The following is a 22,780-nucleotide window of genomic DNA, read 5'->3' as shown; positions in this document are numbered from 1 at the left end:
ATAACGGGAAGAAGCTGTACGGCTCTTCTCTCTTTAACCGCACCCCGAGTCTATAGACCGGGGTGTTTTTTACGGCCTTCAAGCGGAAACGGAGGAGAAAAAACATGAATCATTTAACGGCGATGTCTGAACTGAGCGCGGCTGAAATTACAGAACTGCTGCGAGAGGCAAAAGCGATAAAAGAGGGTGCAGTCCGTCCCGATCTCGCGGGAAAATTCGTTGCGAATCTGTTTTTTGAACCGAGCACGAGAACGAGGTTCAGCTTTGAAGTGGCGGAAAAGAAACTCGGGATGAACGTGCTCAGCTTAGACGGCACGAGCACAAGCGTTCAAAAAGGCGAGTCCTTATACGACACGGTCAAAACACTGGAATCAATCGGAGCGGATGCCTGTGTCATCAGGCACAGCACGGATGAATATTACAAAGATCTGACCGGCAGAGTCAATATTCCGATCTTAAACGCTGGCGACGGCTGCGGCCAGCACCCGACCCAGTCATTGCTTGATTTAATGACGATTCAAGAGGAATTTGAGACCTTTCAGGGCCTGACGGTTTCCATTCATGGCGATATCAAACACAGCAGAGTGGCAAGGTCAAATGCCGAGGTGCTGACAAGGCTCGGCGCACGTGTGCTGTTTTCCGGGCCGCCGCAGTGGCAGGATGAGAAAAACGCCTTCGGCACCTGTGTTCAGACGGATGAAGCCATACAAGCTTCAGATGTCGTCATGCTGCTCCGCATCCAAAATGAAAGGCATCAGACAGAAGCCGACCAAAAAGGCTACCTGGAAGCATACGGGCTGACCGAAAAACGGGCGGAGAGCATGAAGCGGCATGCTATCATCATGCATCCCGCACCGGTGAACAGAGGAGTCGAAATTGACACAACATTAGTGGAATGCGGAAAATCAAGAATCTTTAAACAAGTGGAAAATGGTGTGTATATCAGAATGGCAGTCTTAAAAAGAGCACTGCAAACCAATGTGAAAAGGGGAGAAGCGGCTTATGTCTTATCTCATTAAAAACGGCTGGATATTAAATGAACAGGGAGAAAAAGCGGTACAGGATATCCGGGTAACGGGTGAATTCATTTCGGAAACCGGGCTTCTGACAGCGAAAGACGGAGAAACGGTGATCGACGCTGAGGGACTGTTCGTTTCACCTGGGCTCGTAGACCTTCATGTCCACTTCAGAGAACCGGGCGGCGAGAAAAAAGAAACCATTGAGACGGGCTCTAAAGCCGCGGCGCGCGGCGGTTTTACCACAGTCGCCGCCATGCCGAATACAAGGCCGGTGCCGGATACGAAAGAGCAGATGGAATGGCTGCAAAACAGGATCAAAGAAACCTCATCTGTCAGGGTCCTTCCTTACGCATCGATTACGATCAGACAAACCGGCGAAGAGATGACAGATTTTGAGGCGCTTCATGAAGCGGGCGCATTCGCCTTCACCGATGACGGCGTCGGCGTTCAGACGGCCGGAATGATGTATGAAGCCATGAAACGGGCGGCTTCAATAAATAAAGCGATTGTCGCTCATTGTGAGGATAACTCGCTTATTTACGGAGGGAGCGTGCATGAAGGTTCTTTTTCAAAAGCGAACGGCCTGAAGGGTATACCTTCCATTTGTGAAGCGGTACATATCGCCCGTGATGGGCTGCTGGCGGAAGCGGCGGGCTGCCATTACCACGTGTGTCATATCAGCACGAAAGAATCCGTCAGAGCCGTAAGAGACGCAAAAAAAGCGGGCATCCGCGTGACGGCGGAAGTATCGCCGCACCACCTGCTGCTTTGTGACGAAGATATCCCGGGACTTGATACCAATTTTAAGATGAATCCGCCGCTTCGCAGCAAAGAGGACAGAAAGGCGCTGATTGAAGGGCTTTTAGACGGTACGATTGATTTCATCGCCACTGACCATGCGCCGCATACAGAAGAAGAGAAAAACACGGACATGAAGCTTGCGCCTTTCGGTATTGTCGGGTTAGAAACTGCCTTTCCGCTTCTGTACACACATTTTGTGAAAAACGGGGCGTGGACGCTGAAGCAGCTGGTTGATTTCATGACGGTAAAACCTTGCGAGGCATTCGGTCTTCCGTACGGAACGCTTGCACCGGGGGCGCCGGCTGACATCACCCTGATTGATCTGGACAAAGAAGCGGCCATTGACAAAGATACATTTTTATCTAAAGGAAAAAATACGCCATTCAACAAGATGAAGTGCTTCGGCTGGCCTGTTGTAACGATGGCTGCCGGTAAGCTTGCATATGAAGAAGGGAGACTCGTCAAATGAAAAGAAGACTAGTGCTGGAAAATGGAGCGGTATTTGAGGGTGAAGCATTCGGGAGCCTGGAGCATACCGCGGGTGAAGTCGTATTCAACACGGGAATGACCGGTTATCAGGAAATTTTATCAGACCCTTCTTACTGCGGGCAGATCGTGACGCTGACGTATCCGCTGATCGGCAACTACGGAATTAACAGAGATGACTTTGAATCTATCACTCCTTTTGTAAAAGGGCTGATCGTAAAAGAACTGTGCGAGCTGCCTTCCAACTGGCGCTCGGCTTACACGCTTGATGAGTATCTGAAAATGAAAAATATCCCCGGCTTACAAGGGATCGACACGCGAAAACTCACCAGAATGATCCGCACGGCCGGGGCATTAAAAGGAACGTTTGCTTCAAGTGAGGAGAATGTCGGAGAGGTTCTTGCAAGGCTGAAAGAAACGGAACTGCCGAGAAATCAAGTCGCTCAAGTATCGGCGAAAACGGCATATCCGAGTCCGGGCCGCGGCAAACGCATCGTGCTCGTCGATTTCGGTATGAAGCACGGCATCTTAAGAGAGTTAAACAAAAGAAAATGCGATGTCATCGTTGTGCCGTACAATGTAACGGCGGAAGAAGTGCTTCAGCTCAAGCCGGACGGCATCATGCTTTCTAACGGACCCGGAGATCCGAAAGATGTGCCGGAAGCCATTGAAATGATAAAAGGCATACTCGGGAAGGTGCCGTTATTCGGAATCTGTCTCGGCCATCAATTATTTGCGCTGGCATCGGGAGCGGAAACGGAAAAAATGAAATTCGGACACAGGGGTTCCAATCATCCGGTTAAAGAGCTTGCGACAGGGAAAGTCGCTTTAACAGCCCAAAACCACGGATATACGGTTTCTTCAATAGATGAGACAGAGCTTGAAGTGACGCACATTGCGATCAATGATCAAACGATCGAAGGACTCAAGCATAAAACATTGCCGGCATTTACGGTTCAGTACCACCCTGAAGCTTCACCGGGACCGGAAGACGCCAATCACTTATTTGACAGATTCATTGACTTGATCGAAACAACTGAGAAAGAAGGGGAAGCGGTATGCCAAAACGCGTAGATATTAAAAAGATTTTAGTGATCGGATCAGGCCCGATTATTATCGGACAGGCGGCGGAATTTGATTATGCGGGCACACAGGCGTGTCTCGCTTTAAAGGAAGAAGGCTATGAAGTCATTCTCGTCAACTCGAATCCGGCAACGATTATGACGGATACGGAAATGGCTGATCGGGTATACATAGAACCGCTGACGCCGGAGTTTCTCACGCGTATTATCAGAAAAGAACGGCCGGACGCCATCCTGCCGACTCTGGGAGGACAGACCGGACTGAATCTTGCCGTCGAGCTGTCTGAACTCGGGGTTCTTGAGGAATGCGGAGTGGAAGTGCTCGGCACAAAGCTGTCCGCCATCCAGCAGGCGGAAGACCGCGACTTATTCCGTACGCTGATGAATGAGCTGAATGAACCGGTGCCGGAAAGTGAGATCATCCGCACTTTACAGGAAGCCGAGGAATTTGTCGGCCGGATCGGGTTTCCGGTTATCGTGCGCCCCGCTTACACATTAGGCGGAACGGGCGGCGGCATCTGCTCGAATGAAGCGGAACTGAAAGAGATCGTCGAAAACGGATTAAAGCTCAGCCCCGTTCATCAGTGCCTTCTGGAAAAAAGCATTGCCGGTTACAAAGAGATCGAATATGAAGTCATGAGAGACAGCAGAGATCACGCGATCGTCGTCTGCAACATGGAAAATATCGATCCGGTCGGCATCCATACGGGCGACAGCATCGTCGTTGCCCCGAGCCAGACTTTGAGCGACCGGGAATATCAGCTTTTGCGCAATGTTTCATTAAAGCTGATCCGCGCGCTCGGCATTGAAGGCGGCTGTAATGTTCAGCTCGCGCTCGATCCCGACAGCTTCCAATATTACATTATCGAAGTGAATCCGCGGGTGAGCCGCTCATCTGCCCTCGCTTCAAAAGCGACGGGTTACCCGATCGCAAAGCTTGCGGCGAAAATCGCAGTCGGGCTTTCTCTTGATGAAATGATGAATCCCGTAACGGGAAAAACATATGCGGCTTTTGAGCCCGCGCTTGACTATGTCGTTTCTAAAATCCCGCGCTGGCCGTTCGACAAATTTGAGTCGGCAAACCGCAGGCTCGGGACGCAGATGAAAGCCACCGGAGAGGTCATGGCCATCGGACGCACCCTTGAAGAATCGCTGTTAAAGGCGGTCCGCTCACTGGAAGCCGATGTCTATCACCTGGAACTGAAGGATGCGGAAGAGATTTCTGACGGGCTTTTGGAAAAACGGATCAGAAAGGCCGGAGATGAACGGCTGTTTTATCTTGCAGAAGCGTTCAGAAGAGGCTACACAGTGGAGCAGCTTCATGAGTTTTCCGCAATTGACGTATTCTTTTTGCACAAGCTCTGTAAGCTGGTCGCTTTTGAAACCGAGCTGAAAGCGGAAAAAGGCAGCCTCGCCGTCCTGCAGACAGCGAAGGAACTCGGTTTCTCCGACAAATATATCAGCCGGGAATGGAATATGCCGGAACAAGAGCTGTATCAAATGCGAAAAGAAGCAGCCATCAAGCCTGTATATAAAATGGTGGATACATGCGCGGCGGAATTCGAATCAGAAACCCCGTACTTCTACAGCACATATGAGGAAGAAAACGAGTCTGAGGTAACATCAAGAAAAAGCGTCGTCGTCCTCGGCTCCGGCCCGATCCGCATCGGACAGGGCGTCGAATTTGACTATGCGACCGTTCATTCTGTCTGGGCCATCAAGCAGGCAGGATATGAAGCGATTATTATCAACAACAACCCGGAGACGGTGTCCACTGATTTCAGCATATCAGACAAACTGTATTTTGAACCGCTGACGGTAGAAGATGTCATGCACATCATCGATTTGGAACAGCCGGAAGGCGTTGTTGTCCAATTCGGCGGCCAGACGGCGATCAACCTTGCGGAAGAATTGAGCGCCCGCGGCGTCAAAATTCTCGGTACATCACTTGAAGATTTAGACCGTGCGGAAGACCGGGATAAGTTCGAGCAGGCGCTTGAGGCGCTGAATGTGCCGCAGCCGCTCGGAAAAACCGCCGTGTCGGTGAACGAAGCGGTCAAAATCGCTGCATCCATCGGCTATCCGGTACTTGTCCGCCCTTCGTATGTGCTCGGCGGCCGGGCGATGGAAATCGTCTATCACGAAGAAGAACTGCTTCACTATATGAAAAATGCGGTCAAAATCAACCCGCAGCATCCGGTGTTAATCGACCGTTATCTGACGGGGAAAGAAATCGAAGTCGATGCCGTATCTGACGGCGAAACAGTCGTTATTCCGGGGATTATGGAGCATATCGAACGGGCCGGCGTCCATTCAGGGGATTCAATCGCCGTCTATCCGCCTCAGTCTTTAAGCGGAGACATTAAGAAAAAAATCGAACAATACACTGTTGCCTTGGCAAAAGGCCTTAACATCATCGGGTTGCTGAACATCCAGTTCGTACTTTCGCAAGGTGAGGTGTATGTGCTTGAGGTAAATCCGCGGTCAAGCAGAACCGTGCCGTTCTTAAGCAAAATCACTAAGATTCCGATGGCGAATCTGGCGACAAAGGTCATTCTAGGCCAAAAGCTTGCTGATTTCGGCTATCAAGAGGGGCTGCAGCCTGAACAGCAGGGGGTGTTCGTGAAAGCGCCTGTCTTCTCATTCGCGAAGCTGAGAAGAGTGGATATTACGTTAGGCCCTGAAATGAAGTCGACGGGAGAGGTCATGGGCAAAGATTCAACCTTGGAAAAAGCGCTCTATAAAGCGCTGATTGCCTCTGGCATTCAAATCCCGAACTACGGCTCAGTGCTGTTGACCGTTGCTGATAAAGATAAAGAAGAAGGACTGCTGATCGCCAAGCGGTTCCACGCCATCGGCTATAAAATCTTGGCGACGGCAGGAACGGCGGCTTATTTGAAAGACGCTCAGATTCCGGCTCAAGTCGTCGGGAAAATCGGCGAAGAAGGGAAAAATCTGCTCGATGTGATCAGAAACGGAGAAGCGCAATTTGTCATCAATACGCTGACAAAGGGCAAACAGCCGGCCAGAGACGGCTTCAGAATCCGCCGCGAATCCGTTGAGAACGGAGTCGCCTGCCTGACATCTTTAGATACGGCCGAAGCCATTTTGCGGGTATTGGAAAGCATGACATTCCGGGCGGATCATATGCCTGCATCCGAAACCAATCAAAAGGCGGCAGTCACGATATGAAAAAAGCGCATTTGACTGTTCAATCCAACTTAGAAATTGCCGACCGGATTTATAAGATGGTGCTGAAAGGAGAGCTTGTCCGGCACCTTACCGAGCCGGGACAATTTCTTCATCTGAAGGTGAGTGACGCGGTCACACCGCTATTAAGAAGACCGCTCAGCATTGCGGACGTCAATTTCGCCGCGGATGAAGTATCCGTTATCTACAGAGCTGACGGTGAGGGAACGCGCCTTTTGTCCGGGAAAAAAGAGGGCGGCAGAATAGACGTTCTCGGCCCTCTCGGCAACGGATTTCCCGTGCGGCGGATTGAACCCGGCAAAACCGCGCTGTTAGTCGGAGGCGGAGTGGGGGTTCCGCCTTTGCAGGAACTGTCAAAGCGCCTGACGGAAAAAGGCGTAAACGTCATTCATGTGCTTGGATTTCAATCAGCAAAGGATGTTTTTTACGAACAGGAATGCCGTGCGTACGGAGACACTTATGTGGCGACGGCTGACGGAACATATGGAGAGAAAGGATTTGTCACCGATATCATCCGTGAAAAGCAGCTCGAATTCGATGTCCTGCTAAGCTGCGGACCGACACCGATGCTGAAAGCTCTGAAGCAGCAGTACGGCCATAAAGAGGTTTATCTTTCGATGGAAGAGCGGATGGGCTGCGGCATCGGGGCCTGCTTCGCCTGCGTGTGCCGCACGGGTGAAAGCGATACATCCTATGTAAAGGTCTGCCTTGACGGGCCGGTATTTAAAGCTGAGGAGGTGGCGCTGTAATGTTAGAGGTGAATCTGCCGGGTCTCCAATTGAAAAACCCGATCATCCCCGCTTCCGGATGTTTCGGTTTCGGGAAAGAATATGCCGGATTTTACGATTTATCATGCCTTGGAGGCATTATGATTAAAGCCACGACGAACGAAGCCCGCTTCGGAAATCCGACGCCGAGAGTGGCGGAGACAAGCGCGGGAATGCTGAATGCCATCGGACTGCAAAATCCCGGCCTTGAGCATGTGCTCAATCACGAGCTGCCTTGGCTCGAACAATTTGACACGCCGATTATCGCAAATGTCGCCGGTTCTCAGGTGGACGACTATAAAGAAGTGGCCGAGCACATCAGCCAAGCGCCGAATGTGCATGCGCTTGAGCTTAACATTTCATGTCCGAATGTCAAAACGGGGGGGATTGCTTTTGGTACTGATCCCGTCATGGCGGCCGAACTGACAAAAGCGGTGAAAGAAGTTTCCGCAGTGCCTGTGTATGTGAAGCTTTCGCCTAATGTCGCAAACATAACCGAAATTGCCAAAGCGATTGAAGCGGCCGGTGCTGACGGTCTGACGATGATTAATACTCTCATCGGGATGAGGCTCGATCTCAAGACGGGCCGGCCGATTTTAGCAAATAAAACGGGCGGACTGTCAGGCCCGGCGATCAAACCGGTCGCCATCCGGATGGTATACGAAGTCAGCCAGGCCGTTCAAATTCCGATTATCGGGATGGGCGGCGCTCAGACCGCAGAGGATGCATTAGAATTTCTTCTTGCGGGAGCGAGTGCGGTTGCCGTCGGCACGGCGAACTTCGTCAATCCGTTCGTCTGCCCGGAAATCATAGAACAGCTCCCCCATGTGCTGCGCCAACACGGCTTTCAATCTGTAAGTGAATGCATCGGAAGGAGCTGGAAACATGAAAAACAACCTGCCCATCATCGCGCTTGATTTTGCATCAGGGGAAGAGACTTTAACGTTTTTAGACTTGTTTAAAAAGGAAAGGCTCTTTGTCAAAACGGGGATGGAACTTTTTTATCAGGAAGGCCCCGCCATCATTCACCAATTAAAAGAACGGAACTGTGATATATTTTTAGATTTAAAGCTTCATGATATCCCGACTACGGTCAATAAAGCGATGAAGCGGCTGGCCGGCCTCGGCGTTGATCTCGTCAATGTGCATGCGGCAGGGGGTGCACGCATGATGCGCGCGGCCCTTGAGGGGCTTGAAGAAGGCACGCCGGCAGGCAGAAAACGCCCGTCTTTAATCGCGGTGACTCAGCTGACCAGCACTTCAGAGCAGGTGGCGAGGGAAGAGCTTCTGCTGCATAAGCCGCTGTTAGAAACGGTTGTGCATTACGGCAAAATGGCGGAAGAGTGCGGGCTGGACGGAGTGGTATGTTCGGTCCATGAAACAAAAGCCATTTATGAAGCGGTCCGGCCTTCATTTCTGACAGTCACGCCGGGCATCCGCACCGCCAGTGACGCAGCTGACGATCAAGTCCGTACGGCGACTCCGTCATTTGCGAAAGAAAACGGTTCGTCAGCCATCGTCGTGGGCCGCTCAATTACAAAAGCGGAAAACCCCGTTAAAGCATATGAAGCAATTAAACTGGAATGGGAGGGCGTTCGCCGATGAAACAGGCTATCGCAAAACATCTATTACACATTGAAGCTGTCTTTTTACGCCCGAATGAGCCGTTTACGTGGGCGAGCGGCATTTTATCACCGATCTATTGTGACAACCGTCTGACATTGTCGTATCCAAAAGTGAGAAATGATGTGGCGGACGGGCTCGGCAAACTGCTGAAAGAGCATTTTCCCGAGGCGGAGATGATCGCGGGCACTGCAACGGCGGGCATTCCGCATGCTGCGCTTCTCGCAGACCGTACAGGCGCGCCGATGTGCTACGTCAGAAGCAAACCGAAAGCGCACGGCAAAGGAAATCAAATAGAAGGCGCCATTAAGAAAGGACAAAAAACAGTCGTGATTGAAGACTTGATTTCTACCGGGGGCAGCGTGCTTGAAGCTGCGGCGGCCCTTCAAAGAGAGGGCGCGGAAGTCCTCGGCGTCATTTCCATTTTTACATACGGACTGCCGAAAGCAAAAGAAGCCTTTAAAAAAGCGGGTCTTCCTTATTACTCGTTAACCGATTATGACACGCTGATTGAAGTCGCGCTTGAAAACGGAACGATTCATTCAGCTGACATTGAAAAACTGAAATCATGGAAACTGAATCCCGAGTCAAAAGATTGGTTTAAAAAATAATGACAATAAAAACAGGCCTCAGAGCCTGTTTTATTATTCCTATCAAAAAACTCGGGTTGACTTCTGTTAGAATTGTGCTAAAATTTAGTACAAATCTAAAAAGCTTATCAAGAGCGGCTGAGGGACTGGACCGATGACGCCCGGCAACCTGCGTGTATTGCAAGGTGCCGCATCCAGAAAAATGCACAGCATTTTGAAGATAAGGGCTATACCGGGTCACTGTCTTTCATTCCGCTGGATTGAAAGTTTTTTATATGAAAAAAAGATTGAGGGATAAGACAACCGGCAGAGAACAACAGCTGTTTGATTGTCTCCGGGAGGAGGAAAGAAAAAATGCTAACGTATGACACATGGGAGGAACCGGCGATTACATTTCCGGAAGACGATTCCTATAAAGGCGCGCTGTCCGTTTTAAAATGGGCATACGGCCACTACGGAGACCAGCTTGTTTACGCGTGCAGCTTCGGGATTGAGGGCATCGTCCTGATCGATTTAATTTCTAAAGTAAAGAAAGACGCGGAAATCGTGTTTCTCGATACGGGTCTTCACTTTAAAGAAACATATGAAACGATCGAAAAAGTGAAAGAACGTTATCCGGGGCTGAACATTATCCTGAAAAAGCCCAGCCTTACTCTCGAGGAACAGGCCGAGGCTCACGGAGATAAACTGTGGGAAAGAGAACCGAACCAGTGCTGCTACATCAGAAAAATTCTGCCGTTAAGAGAAGCGCTCGCAGGGCATCCGGCATGGCTGTCCGGCCTTCGCCGGGATCAAGGGCCGAGCCGGGCGAATACGAATTTCCTGAATAAAGACGACAAGTTTCAATCGATTAAAGTATGCCCGCTGATCCATTGGACATGGAAAGACATCTGGAGATATACTTCCAAGCATGAGCTGGATTACAATATCCTCCATGATCAGGGGTATCCGAGCATCGGCTGTGAACCGTGCACTTCACCTGCGTTTACCGCGGAAGATTTGCGGAGCGGCAGATGGAACGGCATGGCGAAAACAGAATGCGGACTGCATGAATAAAGGAGCTGCCCGATGGAATTAGCCGCTATTTTATTCTGTCTGTTTTTTGCCATGAATATCGGAGCCAGCGGAGCCGCGGCATCAATGGGAGTCGCTTACGGGTCCGGCGCCGTTAAAAAGAAAACGTATGCGCTGATCATCTGCGCGGCCGGAGTCCTGTCAGGGGCGGTTATCGGCGGCGGTGAAGTCGTTAAGACGATCAGCGGCGGAATCATTCCCGAACAAACCATTACGCTCACCATTGTCTGCATTATAATCGGAGCGGCGGCGCTATCGTTATTCACGGCGAATGTGCTCGGCATTCCGCTGTCGACGAGTGAGGTCACTGTCGGGGCGATTGTCGGTGTCGGCGTCGCGTACAAAGTATTGTTTTTACAGCATCTTTTGGTCATCGTGATTTTTTGGGTGCTCGTACCGTTCGTCGCGTTCTGTTTCACTTTTCTCGTATCGAAGGTATTCAGTTCTCTGAATATTCGAGTCATTTCGAAACGGAAACAGAAGATTTTAGGAATTGTGCTGCTTTTTGCGGGTTTTTGGGAAGCTTTTTCAGCCGGAATGAACAATGTCGCAAATGCGGTGGGCCCTTTGGTGGCTGCGGGCGTACTCAGCGTGTCAAAAGGAACGCTGTACGGAGGCATCTTTGTCGCTCTCGGCGCTCTGCTTTTAGGACGCAAAGTGCTTGAAACCAACGGGAAAAAGATTACGAGGTTTTCAGCCGGAGAAGGCATACTGCTTTCAGGAACCGGTGCGGGGCTTGTCATTATCAGTTCCGTCTTCGGTCTGCCGGTCCCATTGGCGCAAGTCACATCATCATCAATTATCGGTATCGGAATGGCCAAAAACGGGCCGAACGTTTTTCATAAAGAAGTCGTGAAAACGATGCTCAAAGTATGGGTTGTTTCGCCGTTTTTGTCACTGTCGATTTCGTATCTGCTTGTCTCCCTGCTGTTAAAAGGAGATTACTATTCCATCTTTATGATGGCCAGCGTGCTTTTGGCAGCTGGCGGAGCCGCCAGTCTGATGAAAGCCATCCGAAAAGAGAAACGCTCTGTCCATGAACAAGGCGGGGGCATTTAACTATTAATCTGAGTTTATTTATCTGTTAACTGGGAGGAATCATGTATTATGAGTTTAGCACCGCACGGAGGAACATTAATTAATCGGGTGAATGAGCAGTATGATCTTACATCCGTCCACAAAGAAATTGAGCTTGATTTGATTTCGTTCGCTGATTTAGAGCTGATCGGGATCGGGGGGTACAGCCCGATTGAAGGATTTTTCACAGAAAAAGATTACGTGTCAGTCGTTGAAAATATGCGTCTGGCATCAGGGGTTGTCTGGTCCCTGCCGATCACGCTTCCGGTCGATTCAGAAAAAGCGGCTGAGCTTGCCGTCGGCGACACGGTGAAACTGACTTACGGCGGAGAAACATACGGTGTCGTCGACATCGAAGATATTTATACGCCGGATAAACAAAAAGAAGCCGTTCACGTATATAAAACCGATGATGCCGCGCATCCGGGCGTGAAAAAATTATTTTCACGCGGCGATACGTATGTCGGCGGGCCGATCACATTAATTAAAAAAGCGTCAAAGCAGTTTCCTGAGTTTACATTTGAACCTGCCGATACAAGACGAAGCTTCGAAGAAAAAGGCTGGAAAACCATCGTCGGTTTCCAAACGAGAAATCCGGTCCACCGCGCCCACGAATATATCCAAAAAACCGCGCTTGAGACGGTTGACGGCCTGTTTTTGAACCCGCTCGTCGGTGAAACAAAATCAGATGACATTCCGGCGGATGTCAGAATGGAAAGCTACCAGGTGCTGCTCGATCATTATTATCCGAAAGACCGCGTATTCCTCGGCGTGTTTTTGGCGGCAATGCGGTATGCGGGGCCGAGAGAAGCCATTTTCCACGCGCTTGTCCGCAAAAACTACGGCTGCACGCATTTTATTGTCGGCCGCGATCATGCCGGCGTCGGTGATTACTACGGCACATATGAAGCGCAAGAGCTGTTTGATCAATTTACAGCGGATGAACTCGGGATTACACCGATGAAATTCGAGCACAGCTTCTTCTGCCAGAAATGCGGCAACATGGGAACGGCCAAAACATGCCCGCATGACAGAGAAGACCACGTCATTCTGTCAGGAACAAAGGTCAGAGAAATGCTGCGAAGCGGCGTCATGCCGCCGGCGGAATTCAGCCGTCCTGAAGTTGTCGAGGTGTTGATTAAAGGGCTGAAAACGAAAGAAGAAGCAGGCGTTTCTTAAGGAGGAAAATAGAGTGACAAATCGTGATATCGTATGGCATGAAGCCTCAATAACGAAAGAAGAATACCAGCAGAAAAACAAGCATAAAAGCTCTATCCTCTGGCTGACGGGCTTAAGCGGTTCAGGGAAATCCACAATTGCAAACGCCGCAGCGCGCGAGCTGTTTGAACAAGGCTATCAAGTCATTGTGCTTGATGGTGATAACATCCGCCACGGCTTAAACAAGGACTTAGGTTTTTCCGATGATGACCGCAAGGAAAATATACGCCGCATCGGGGAAGTGGCGAAGCTTTTCGTTCAGCAGGGAACCATCGTCATCACGGCTTTTATTTCTCCGTTCCGTGAGGACAGAGATCAGGTGAGAGAGCTTGTGGCAGAGGGCGAATTTAATGAAATCTACGTGAAATGCGACCTCGATATATGTGAAAAGCGCGATCCGAAAGGGTTATATAAAAAAGCAAGAAATGGTGAAATTCCGTTCTTTACGGGGATCGACTCACCGTATGAAGAGCCGAAAGCGCCTGAGCTCGTACTTGATTCAGGCAAATTTGAACGTGAAGAATGCACCGGAAGACTGGTTGACTTTGTGAAAAACAGCTTAGCATAATAGGTCCAAAAAGGCCGCGCAATCAGCCGGATATCCCCCGCAATGGCGGGATATGGTAAAATAGCTGAAGTGCGGCCTCGCGGCTGTTCTGGGAAGATTTCAAAACGGATCGGGGAGACATGCTATGGGGAAAGTATTTATCGTTGGAGCCGGTCCGGGAGATCCGGACTTATTAACGGTGAAGGCAATGAAAGCCATACAGAAAGCGGACGTTATATTATATGACAGATTGGTAAACAAAGAGATTTTACAGTACGCCGGAGAAGAAGCGGATCTGATTTACTGCGGCAAGCTCCCGGATTTTCACATTATGAAACAGGATACGATCAACCGTTTCCTTGTGAAGTATGCGAAAAAGGGGAAAACCGTTGTAAGGCTCAAGGGGGGCGACCCGTTTGTTTTCGGCCGCGGAGGCGAAGAAGCGGAGGCTCTCGCGCAAAACGCCATTCCGTTTGAGATCGTTCCCGGCATTACATCAGGAATCGCGGCTGCTGCTTATGCCGGCATTCCGGTGACGCACAGAGAGGCGAGCTCCAATGTCGCATTCGTTACGGGGCATTATAAACAAGAAGACGACTTTGAAGAAAAATGGAAAGCGCTGGCGACGGGCATTGATACGCTGGTGATTTATATGGGAATTAAAAATATCCGGCAGATTGAAAGAATGCTGCTGGAAAACGGCAGAGACGGCGGCACTCCGGCAGCCTTTATTCATTGGGGGACGACGGACAGGCAAAAAACAGTCGTCTGCACCGTCGGCACGCTTTCAGACACAGTGATAAAAGAAGAAATCAAAAACCCGAGTTTAATTGTTATCGGTGATGTCGTCAATTATCACTGCACACTGGACTGGTATGCATCTGATCAGAAAAATCCGGATTTGAGCGAGGCGTTGTAAATGAAGCAGGCGATTTTATATATCGGACACGGAAGCAGGCTGAAAAAAGCGCAGACAGAGTCGGCGGCGTTTTTAAAAGGGTGCATGCCGCACGCTGACGCTCCCATTCAGGAAATCTGTTTTTTAGAACTGCAGGAACCGTCTATTGAAGCGGGATTTGAAGCTTGTGTCAGACAAGGCGCCACTCATATTGCGGCTGTGCCTTTGCTGCTGTTGACCGCTGCCCACGCGAAACATGACATTCCGGCTGAAATCGCCCGTGCGGCGGCCCTGCATCCCGATATAAAAGTGACATATGGTGTTCCGATCGGAGTAGACGATGAAGTCGTAAAAGCGGTCCATCATCGCATTGAAGATACCGGAGTGCCCATTGAGCAGGCGAAAGTGGTGCTGATCGGAAGAGGAAGCACAGATCCGGCAGTTAAAAGCGCAGTCAGTGAGATTGCCGGAAAACTTGAGGCGATTACACCTGTTAAAGAAGTCATCCCCTGTTTTTTAACAGCATGTGACCCGCACTATAAAGAAGTGTTTGCCGGCCTTGAAGAGGATGACGGAGCACCCGTTTTTATCGTTCCATATCTTCTGTTTACCGGGCTTTTAATGACTGAGATTGAACGGGAAGTTCAAAAGCTTCAAACGGTCAATCAAAATGTTCATCTCGCTTCATACTTAGGTTTTCACCCGCATATTAAGCAGGCGTTTTTGAACCGTGTGACGGAAGCTGTCCGAAACCCCGGCGGGCAGTTTGATTTTAAGGGGGGACAGTATGCTGCCTCTGCACATTAATCTCAGCGGAAAAAGAATTGTCATCGCGGGCGGAGGCAATGTTGCCTTAAGAAGACTCAAAACAGTGCTTCCGGAAGGCGCGGATATTACTGTAATCAGTCCCGATGCCCTGCCTGAAATTAAACAGCTGGCGGATGAAGGACGTATCCGCTGGGTTTCCCGTAAAATTGACATGAAGGATCTCGCGCCCGCTTTTTTCATCATTGCCGCGACAAATGACCGCAGCGTGAATCGGGAGATAGCCGAGGGCGCTTCTGAAACGCAGCTGGTCAATTGTGTAAGCGAGGCTGAACGGGGCAGCGTGTATATGCCGAAGATCATCCGCAAAGGGCGCATTCAAGTATCCGTATCAACAAGCGGCGCAAGCCCTGCACATACGAAAAGACTGGCTGAGGACATAAAGCCTCTTATTACTGCTGATTTGGCTGAAGAAGTGGATCGATTATTTGAGAAAAGAAGAAGACCATAAAAAACACCCTGTCTGTCATCAGGCAGGGTGTTTTTTATACTGTCCTGACAGTCCGCCGAATGTGAAAAATTCAAAATGAAAGCGGGCAGTTTGAATGGTATATGCCGACAAGCGGTCAGGATTGCGAAGTGATGCGGAATATGTATGTGATCCCGATGCCGCCTGGATTTCGCCCGCATACAAAGGAAAGGTCAGAGACCCGCCCGGATGTGCTCAGGTTCGGCGAGGGAAGGTGAATGTATCCGCCGCCAAACCAGGTGTGACCGTTTTATCACAGACGGCCCGGCGGATCAGGCAGACATGACGGGAAACTGATCTGATACTGTAAAGATCGGTTCTGACGGCTGGGAGAGTTTCGTCTCCGTTTATACGTAATAAAAAAACACCTCCAAGCCGAGTGCGGGTTTCAGCTTGGAGGTGCGTTTATTTTTTCAGCCGTATGACAAGGTCGGCATCAGGTGTGACAAATACGGTATGCTGGCTGTCATAGGTGACAAATCCGGGCTTTGCGCCGTTTGGCTTTTTCACATGTCTGATTTTTGTATAATCAACCGGAACGGAGCCGGAATCTTTCGCTTTGGAAAAATAAGCGGCGATTGCAGCGGCCTCCAGTATGGATTGTTCATCCGGATCGCTGCTTTTAATCACAACGTGGGAACCCGGAATGTCTTTCGTGTGGAACCATAAATCATCCCTCGCGGCAGCTTTTGTCGTTAAGTACTCATTTTGTTTATTGTTTTTGCCGACAAGAATCGTCAATCCCCGTGAAGATTCATATTGCTCCAAAACAGGAACGTGCTGCTTCTGTTTTTTCTGTCCTCTCTGCTGTTTCGGCCGCAGATATTTGCCTTCCACAAGCTCTTCCCTTATTTCGTGAATATCCTTTGTGGAGGCGGAGGAGAGCTGCTGGATCAGCTGATCGAAATAAGCGATTTCCTCCTCGGCCAGACGGATCTGTTCTTTTACCACCTCGACGGAATTCTTCGCCTTTTGATACTTTGTAAAATACATCTGCGCGTTTTCTGACGGTGTTTTGTTCGGATTTAAAGGGATGGTCACCGTCTTACTTTCTTCATCATAATAATTGATGACTTCCGCTTCTTTGTCACCTTTTTTCAGCATATACAAATTTGCCGTCAGCAGTTCGCCGTATAGCTGGAATTCCTTCGCATTCTCTGAGTAGTCGAGCGTCTTTTCCAGCTTTTTTATCTTATTGGCATTCTTTTTCCGTTCATTTGCGACAAAACGCTCGAGATCCTGAGCCTGCTGTTTGACGCGGTCGCGTTCCGCTCTGCCGAAATAAAACCGGTCCAACAGCTCACTCAGTGAGTGAAAGGTGCGCTCCTCTCCGTTTACATGTGTGAGAGACAGGAGATAAAAGTATTCCTTTCCGCCGGCTGTCGTAATGTTCGGTGTAAACCTGCAATCTTTCACGGCATGGAACATTTCAATCAGCGTCTTCGGCAGCGTTATTTTGTTAGCGAGACCCGCTCTGTGCACGGCTTCTTTTGCAAACAGCGGAGAAACACCGGAAAAATGTCTGACGATCTGCTGGTCAAGCCGTCCTTCCTGAAAACTGAGATAACGCAAAACGTCCTCTTCATCCGCGGCAAGCGGCGAAATTTTTTCCTGAGCGGGAGGAAGCTTGTAATCATAGCCCGGCAGAACGGTCCGGTAGCTGTTCATCGACGGAGATAAATGCTTCAGCCCGTCGATGATGGATCCTTCTCCGTCAGTCAGAATAATATTGCTGTGCCGTCCCATAATTTCAACATACAGCGTTCTTACGGTTTCGTCGCCGATTTCATTTCTGCTTTTTATGCGGAATATCATAATCCGGTCTAATCCGGCCTGTTCTATTTTCTCAATAAATCCGCCTTCTATATGCTTTCTGAGCAGCATACAAAACATCGGCGGCTCGCTCGGATTTTCATAGGCCTGGTTTGTCATGTGCACCCGTGAATAGCTCGGATGCGCCGACAATAATAATTTGTGGTTTTTTCCGTTGGCGCGGATATGGAATATCACATCGTGCTTAAAAGGCTGATGGACTCTCGTGATCCGTCCTCCGGCAATTCGGCTGTTTAATTCATGTGTCATTCCGTATGTAAACATGCCATCAAAAGACATATAAAACACCCTTTCCTTCTTCCTGCATTCGATAATTATAGCATGAAAAGGGACGAGTCAGAATAAGCTTGTTTACAGAGTGACATCTCTAAAGCGAGGCAGGGGAGTGGACGAGAAGAATGAAGTTTCATGAAATGGGACAAACCGATTTGCTGAAAGCAACAAATACGTCCATTAAACAGGGGTTGACCGAAAAAGAGGTGAAAAAACGCCTTGAAAAGCACGGGCCGAACGAGCTTCAGGAGGGCAAGAGGACACCGGCGATCGCCGTGTTTTTCGCCCAATTTAAAGATTTTATGGTGCTCGTGCTGCTGGCGGCAACCTTAATATCCGGGTTTTTAGGCGAATATGTAGATGCCGTAGCGATTATGGCGATTGTATTTGTCAACGGGGTTCTCGGTTTTTTTCAAGAGCGGCGGGCGGAAAAGTCTTTACATGCATTAAAAGAGCTGTCAACGCCGTATGTGTCAGCGTTGCGGGACGGGAGCTGGAAGAAAATTCAGTCCAAGGAGCTCGTTCCCGGCGATATCATGAAATTTTCAAGCGGCGACCGGATTGGCGCGGATGTGCGGATCGTTGAAGCGAAAAGCCTTGAAATTGAGGAATCGGCGCTGACCGGGGAATCAATTCCGGTGGTTAAACAAGCCGATAAATTGAGAAAGCCGGATGTTTCGTTAGGCGACATCAGCAATATGGCGTTTATGGGTACGATCGTAACGCGCGGCAGCGGTGTCGGCGTTGTCGTCGGTACAGGAATGAATACGGCAATGGGGAAAATCGCCGATATGCTGGAATCCGCCGGCAGCCTTTCAACACCGCTGCAGCGAAGACTTGAAGAGCTCGGCAAAATTTTAATTATCGTCGCGCTCCTTTTAACGGTATTGGTCGTTGCAGTCGGCGTCTTACAGGGACATGATCTTTACAGCATGTTTTTGGCCGGGGTGTCATTGGCCGTCGCCGCGATTCCGGAAGGGCTTCCCGCCATTGTTACGGTGGCATTATCAATCGGCGTCCAGCGCATGATCAAACAAAAATCAATTGTCAGAAAGCTCCCGGCGGTTGAAACATTGGGCTGCGCCTCTGTCATTTGTTCTGATAAAACCGGCACGCTGACACAAAACAAAATGACCGTCACCCATATGTGGTCAGGCGGCAAAATTTATAAAGTGTCAGGCATCGGCTATGAGCCGGAGGGCGTTTTCACCCGAGATGAGCGGGAAATCAAGCCGAAAGATGAGAAGATTCTTGAACAGATGCTGGTTTTCGGCGCGTTGTGCAACACATCTGAAATCGCACTGAAAGACGGCCGTTATGTACTCGACGGTGATCCGACAGAAGGAGCGCTGCTGACGGCAGCAAGAAAGGGCGGCTATTCAAACGATTGGCTCAGCGGGCAATACCGCGTGGTTGCCGAGTTTCCGTTTGACTCCGTCCGCAAAATGATGACCGTCATTATAGAGGATAAGGAAAAAAAGCAGTTCGTCATCACTAAAGGAGCGCCCGATGTGCTGATTGACCGCTCGTCACATCTGATGCACGGCGCAAGAAGTACGCCTTTTTCAGGAGAAAAGAAAGCAGAAACGGAAGCGGTTCTGAAAGAGCTGGCGTCGCAAGCTTTGCGTACGATTGCGATTGCTTATAAACCGCTTAAGGCCGGAGAAAAGCCGACAATGGAGCAGGCGGAAAAAAATCTGACGATGCTCGGCTTGTCAGGCATGATTGATCCGCCCCGTCCGGAGGTCAGACAGGCCATTAAAGAATGCCGTGAGGCCGGCATTAAAACGGTTATGATCACAGGAGATCACGTCGAAACGGCAAAGGCCATCGCAAAAGATTTGCGTCTTCTTCCGAAAAAGGGACGTGTGATGGACGGCAAGACGCTGAATGAGCTTACGGAGAAAGAACTTATCGAAACGGTCGATGATGTCTACGTCTTCGCACGCGTGTCACCTGAACATAAATTGAAAATCGTCAAAGCGTTTCAGGAAAACGGACACGTCGTCGCCATGACGGGAGACGGGGTTAATGACGCGCCGGCCATAAAGCAGGCAGATATCGGTGTTGCCATGGGCGTGACGGGAACGGATGTGGCAAAGGAAGCCTCTTCTCTCATTCTGGTGGATGATAACTTTGCTACGATTAAATCAGCCATAAAAGAGGGACGGAATATCTATGAAAATATAAGAAAATTCGTCCGGTATTTGCTCGCCTCCAACGTCGGTGAAATTTTAGTGATGCTGTTTGCGATGCTTCTCGCTCTGCCGCTGCCGCTCGTCCCGATCCAGATATTGTGGGTGAACTTAGTCACTGACGGGCTGCCGGCGATGGCCCTCGGTATGGATCAGCCGGAAGGAGACCTGATGAGGCGGAAGCCGCGGCATCCGAAAGAAGGAGTGTTTGCGAGAAAACTGGGCTGGAAAGTTGTATCAAGAGGGTTTTTAATCGGAGCCGCAACCATTTTTGCGTTTATCATCGTCTATCACCGCAATCCTGAAAATCTGCCCTACGCACAGACCGTTGCATTCGCGACTCTTGTCCTGGCTCAGCTTATACACGTGTTTGACTGCCGGAGCGAAACGTCTGTTTTCTCCCGGAATCCGTTTGAAAATATTTATCTGCTCGGCGCCATCATTTCTTCTGTCTTCCTGATGGTCATCGTCATCTATTATCCGCCGCTGCAGCCGATTTTCAAAACAGTGCCGATTACGCCGGGCGATTGGATGCTGATTATCGGGATGTCTGGCATACCTACTTTTTTGCTGGCGGGTTCACTTTTGACAAGAAAAAAATAATTCCATATGATATAATCTTAGGGGTAATAGCATGTCTATTGCCCTTTTATTTTGATAACGGGAAAGAATTGGGTGTTTCATATGATACGGAGTATGACAGGCTTCGGCAGCGCAAGCAGCACAAAAGGCGATCTCTCGGCAACCGTTGAATTGAAATCCGTCAATTACCGGTTCAAAGAAGTGAACGCCCGCCTGCCACGGCCTTTGCTATATGTAGAGGATAAGCTGAAACAAACGATATTGCAGCATATACAGCGCGGAAGAGTAGAGCTGTTTCTCACTGTAAACAGTGACGCGCTTATAAAAAGAAGCCTGAACATCGATTGGGAGCTCCTTGATGAATATGTGAGCGCCGCACGCGTCATGAAAGAGCGCTACAGCCTGGCCGCAGAACCCGATGCAATGGATTTCTTTAGATTTGAACACATTGCGCAGATTCACGAAGAACAGATGCGTGATGACAAGCTTGAAGAAGTCATCAGGGAAGCCGCTGAGCTGGCTGTAAAGGAACTTTGTGACATGAGGAAAAAAGAAGGCCGGCTTTTGGCGGAAGACTGTTTTCTGCACATTGAGCGGCTTGAGACGCTGTCCGAACAGGTGAAAGAGCGCGCTTCGGCCGTTGTTATTCAATACCGCGAGCGTCTTTACGCCCGAATGAAGGAATGGACGGAGGACGCGCTCGACGAAAGCAGGCTGATCACGGAATGCGCCATTTTCGCCGATCGTTCTGATATAACGGAAGAAATTACCAGATTAAAGAGCCATTTTGTTCAATTCCGTGATATATTAAAAGAAGGCGGGGCAGTCGGCCGCAAACTTGATTTCCTTGTTCAGGAGCTTAACCGGGAAGCGAACACGATCGGCTCAAAAGCCAATGATCATCAAATCACAAAGCTTGTCGTTGAAATGAAAAGTTCTATTGAAAAATTGAAGGAACAAGTGCAAAATATAGAATAGCGACTGTGCGTATTGTTTACAGACGGTCTCTTCAGGTTACACTAGAGACGTCTATTTTACAGGGGGAACGTAGAAGATGACGATTAAACTGATTAATATCGGATTTGGCAATATCATCTCCGCCAATCGGATGATTTCGATTGTCAGCCCGGAGTCTGCGCCAATAAAGCGAATGATCCAGGATGCAAGAGACCGCGGAATGCTAATAGACGCTACATACGGACGAAGAACCCGTGCAGTTGTCGTCATGGATAGTGATCACATTATCTTATCTGCCGTCCAGCCTGAGACAGTTGCACACAGACTTTCTGTGAAAGAAGAAATTATGGATGAAGGGCAGGGGTAATTGCCGCATGAAAGAAAGAGGGTTATTAATCGTTCTCTCAGGTCCCTCCGGAGTTGGAAAAGGAACGGTTCGGCAAGCAATATTTTCACAACAGGACACGAAATTTGAATACTCAATTTCAGTCACGACGAGAAACCCGAGAGAGGGCGAGGTCGACGGCGTCGATTATTTCTTTAAATCCAGAGAAGAATTCGAACGCATGATTGAAAACAACAAACTGCTTGAGTGGGCAGAATATGTCGGCAACTATTACGGAACGCCCGTTGATTATGTCGAACAGACGCTTCAAGAAGGAAAAGACGTCTTCTTAGAGATTGAAGTGCAGGGCGCGCTCCAAGTGCGGAATGCATTTCCGGAAGGCCTGTTTATCTTCTTAGCGCCGCCGAGTCTTTCTGAGCTGAAAAACAGAATCGTGACAAGAGGGACTGAAACCGACGATTTAATCGAAAACAGAATGAATGCCGCAAAAGCTGAAATCGAAATGATGGACGCGTATGATTATGTCGTTGAAAACGACGATATCCAAACGGCTTGTGATAAGATTAACGCAATCGTTCTCGCCGAGCACTTAAAACGTGAACGCGTCGCTCCGAGATATAAGAAAATGCTGGAGGTAGAATAACTTATGTTAGATCCGTCAATTGACTCTTTAATGAATAAATTAGATTCTAAATATACGCTGGTGACTGTGTCTGCAAGACGCGCGCGTGAAATGCAGATCAAAAAGGACCAGCAGATTGAACATACCATTTCTCACAAATATGTAGGCAAAGCTTTAGAAGAAATTGACGCGGGCCTGCTTTCGTTTGAAAGAGAAGACAGCGAATAACAAGCACACGTAGCAACCTATCTCTACATAGGTTGTTATTTTTTTCCGTTTGGGATTT

At 49.4% G+C, this 22,780-nt stretch carries 21 protein-coding genes and 1 riboswitch; of the genes, 20 read left to right on the top strand and 1 reads right to left on the bottom strand.

What is annotated here, in order from left to right:
- Positions 1–104 precede the first annotated feature (104 nt).
- The 15 genes from C5I45_RS11770 (at position 105) to C5I45_RS11700 (ending at position 15,668) form a co-directional block, all read left to right on the top strand.
- Positions 105–1,019, top strand: coding sequence for an aspartate carbamoyltransferase catalytic subunit (locus C5I45_RS11770; RefSeq protein ID WP_107994400.1), 915 nt, complete (start codon positions 105–107; stop codon positions 1,017–1,019).
- A complete protein-coding gene (locus tag C5I45_RS11765) occupies positions 1,003–2,289 on the top strand; it encodes a dihydroorotase (protein WP_107994399.1) in 1,287 nt (428 codons plus the stop codon). Before C5I45_RS11770 ends, C5I45_RS11765 begins: the two co-directional genes overlap by 17 nt.
- The gene (locus tag C5I45_RS11760; protein WP_007409730.1) at positions 2,286–3,380 is read left to right on the top strand and encodes a carbamoyl phosphate synthase small subunit; all 1,095 of its coding nucleotides are present in this window, start codon (positions 2,286–2,288) and stop codon (positions 3,378–3,380) included. The genes C5I45_RS11765 and C5I45_RS11760 overlap by 4 nt, the downstream gene beginning before the upstream one ends.
- Positions 3,365–6,580: a carbamoyl-phosphate synthase (glutamine-hydrolyzing) large subunit gene (gene carB / locus C5I45_RS11755; protein ID WP_107994398.1), complete on the top strand. Its 3,216-nt coding sequence runs from the start codon at positions 3,365–3,367 to the stop codon at positions 6,578–6,580. Before C5I45_RS11760 ends, carB begins: the two co-directional genes overlap by 16 nt.
- Entirely contained in the window at positions 6,577–7,347 is a 771-nt protein-coding gene (locus C5I45_RS11750; RefSeq protein ID WP_014304981.1) for a dihydroorotate dehydrogenase electron transfer subunit, read from the top strand. Before carB ends, C5I45_RS11750 begins: the two co-directional genes overlap by 4 nt.
- Positions 7,347–8,282, top strand: a complete 936-nt coding sequence (locus C5I45_RS11745) for a dihydroorotate dehydrogenase (protein ID WP_025851348.1) — start codon at positions 7,347–7,349, stop codon at positions 8,280–8,282. Before C5I45_RS11750 ends, C5I45_RS11745 begins: the two co-directional genes overlap by 1 nt.
- Entirely contained in the window at positions 8,251–8,970 is a 720-nt protein-coding gene (gene pyrF, locus C5I45_RS11740) for an orotidine-5'-phosphate decarboxylase (protein ID WP_015388255.1), read from the top strand. Before C5I45_RS11745 ends, pyrF begins: the two co-directional genes overlap by 32 nt.
- Positions 8,967–9,599, top strand: a complete 633-nt coding sequence (gene pyrE, locus C5I45_RS11735; RefSeq protein ID WP_007611309.1) for an orotate phosphoribosyltransferase — start codon at positions 8,967–8,969, stop codon at positions 9,597–9,599. The genes pyrF and pyrE overlap by 4 nt, the downstream gene beginning before the upstream one ends.
- A gap of 101 nt (positions 9,600–9,700) precedes the next feature.
- Positions 9,701–9,805, top strand: a riboswitch (SAM riboswitch).
- A gap of 127 nt (positions 9,806–9,932) precedes the next feature.
- A complete protein-coding gene (locus C5I45_RS11730; RefSeq protein WP_003154369.1) occupies positions 9,933–10,634 on the top strand; it encodes a phosphoadenylyl-sulfate reductase in 702 nt (233 codons plus the stop codon).
- A 12-nt stretch (positions 10,635–10,646) separates the two neighbouring features.
- Entirely contained in the window at positions 10,647–11,711 is a 1,065-nt protein-coding gene (locus tag C5I45_RS11725; protein ID WP_003154367.1) for a sulfate permease, read from the top strand.
- A 48-nt stretch (positions 11,712–11,759) separates the two neighbouring features.
- The gene (sat, locus tag C5I45_RS11720) at positions 11,760–12,908 is read left to right on the top strand and encodes a sulfate adenylyltransferase (RefSeq protein ID WP_024085289.1); all 1,149 of its coding nucleotides are present in this window, start codon (positions 11,760–11,762) and stop codon (positions 12,906–12,908) included.
- Between the two features lie 13 nt (positions 12,909–12,921).
- On the top strand, positions 12,922–13,515 hold the full coding sequence (cysC, locus tag C5I45_RS11715; protein ID WP_003154363.1) for an adenylyl-sulfate kinase: 594 nt from the start codon (positions 12,922–12,924) through the stop codon (positions 13,513–13,515).
- 124 nt (positions 13,516–13,639) lie between these two features.
- A complete protein-coding gene (gene cobA, locus C5I45_RS11710) occupies positions 13,640–14,413 on the top strand; it encodes a uroporphyrinogen-III C-methyltransferase (RefSeq protein ID WP_025851340.1) in 774 nt (257 codons plus the stop codon).
- Positions 14,414–15,199, top strand: coding sequence for a sirohydrochlorin chelatase (locus C5I45_RS11705; protein WP_003154360.1), 786 nt, complete (start codon positions 14,414–14,416; stop codon positions 15,197–15,199).
- Positions 15,180–15,668: a precorrin-2 dehydrogenase/sirohydrochlorin ferrochelatase family protein gene (locus tag C5I45_RS11700; protein WP_015388251.1), complete on the top strand. Its 489-nt coding sequence runs from the start codon at positions 15,180–15,182 to the stop codon at positions 15,666–15,668. The genes C5I45_RS11705 and C5I45_RS11700 overlap by 20 nt, the downstream gene beginning before the upstream one ends.
- 423 nt (positions 15,669–16,091) lie before the next feature.
- Here C5I45_RS11700 and C5I45_RS11690 read toward each other — a convergent pair whose 3' ends face one another.
- Positions 16,092–17,798 carry an Rqc2 family fibronectin-binding protein gene (locus C5I45_RS11690; protein WP_107994592.1) on the bottom strand — a complete coding sequence of 569 codons (1,707 nt, stop codon included), beginning with the start codon at positions 17,796–17,798 and terminating at the stop codon, positions 16,092–16,094.
- A 119-nt stretch (positions 17,799–17,917) separates the two neighbouring features.
- Between C5I45_RS11690 and C5I45_RS11685 the strand changes: the two genes are divergently transcribed.
- The 5 genes from C5I45_RS11685 to rpoZ all read left to right on the top strand — a co-directional run bounded on the left by C5I45_RS11685 (position 17,918) and on the right by rpoZ (position 22,722).
- Positions 17,918–20,590 carry a calcium-translocating P-type ATPase, SERCA-type gene (locus tag C5I45_RS11685; protein WP_107994397.1) on the top strand — a complete coding sequence of 891 codons (2,673 nt, stop codon included), beginning with the start codon at positions 17,918–17,920 and terminating at the stop codon, positions 20,588–20,590.
- A gap of 81 nt (positions 20,591–20,671) precedes the next feature.
- The gene (locus tag C5I45_RS11680; RefSeq protein ID WP_025851329.1) at positions 20,672–21,547 is read left to right on the top strand and encodes a YicC/YloC family endoribonuclease; all 876 of its coding nucleotides are present in this window, start codon (positions 20,672–20,674) and stop codon (positions 21,545–21,547) included.
- Positions 21,548–21,623: 76 nt separating this feature from the next.
- The gene (gene remA / locus C5I45_RS11675; protein WP_003154355.1) at positions 21,624–21,893 is read left to right on the top strand and encodes an extracellular matrix/biofilm regulator RemA; all 270 of its coding nucleotides are present in this window, start codon (positions 21,624–21,626) and stop codon (positions 21,891–21,893) included.
- A 7-nt stretch (positions 21,894–21,900) separates the two neighbouring features.
- The gene (gmk, locus tag C5I45_RS11670) at positions 21,901–22,515 is read left to right on the top strand and encodes a guanylate kinase (RefSeq protein ID WP_025851320.1); all 615 of its coding nucleotides are present in this window, start codon (positions 21,901–21,903) and stop codon (positions 22,513–22,515) included.
- A 3-nt stretch (positions 22,516–22,518) separates the two neighbouring features.
- Complete coding sequence (rpoZ, locus tag C5I45_RS11665) at positions 22,519–22,722, top strand: DNA-directed RNA polymerase subunit omega (RefSeq protein WP_003154346.1); 204 nt, start codon at positions 22,519–22,521, stop codon at positions 22,720–22,722.
- The last annotated feature ends 58 nt before the right edge of the window (positions 22,723–22,780 follow it).

It is taken from the genome of Bacillus sp. ZY-1-1, assembly GCF_003047165.1.
GTDB classification, from domain to species: Bacteria; Bacillota; Bacilli; order Bacillales; family Bacillaceae; genus Bacillus; species Bacillus velezensis.
Note: the sequence above shows the minus strand (reverse complement) of the source record. Positions and strands in the feature narration are given on the sequence as shown.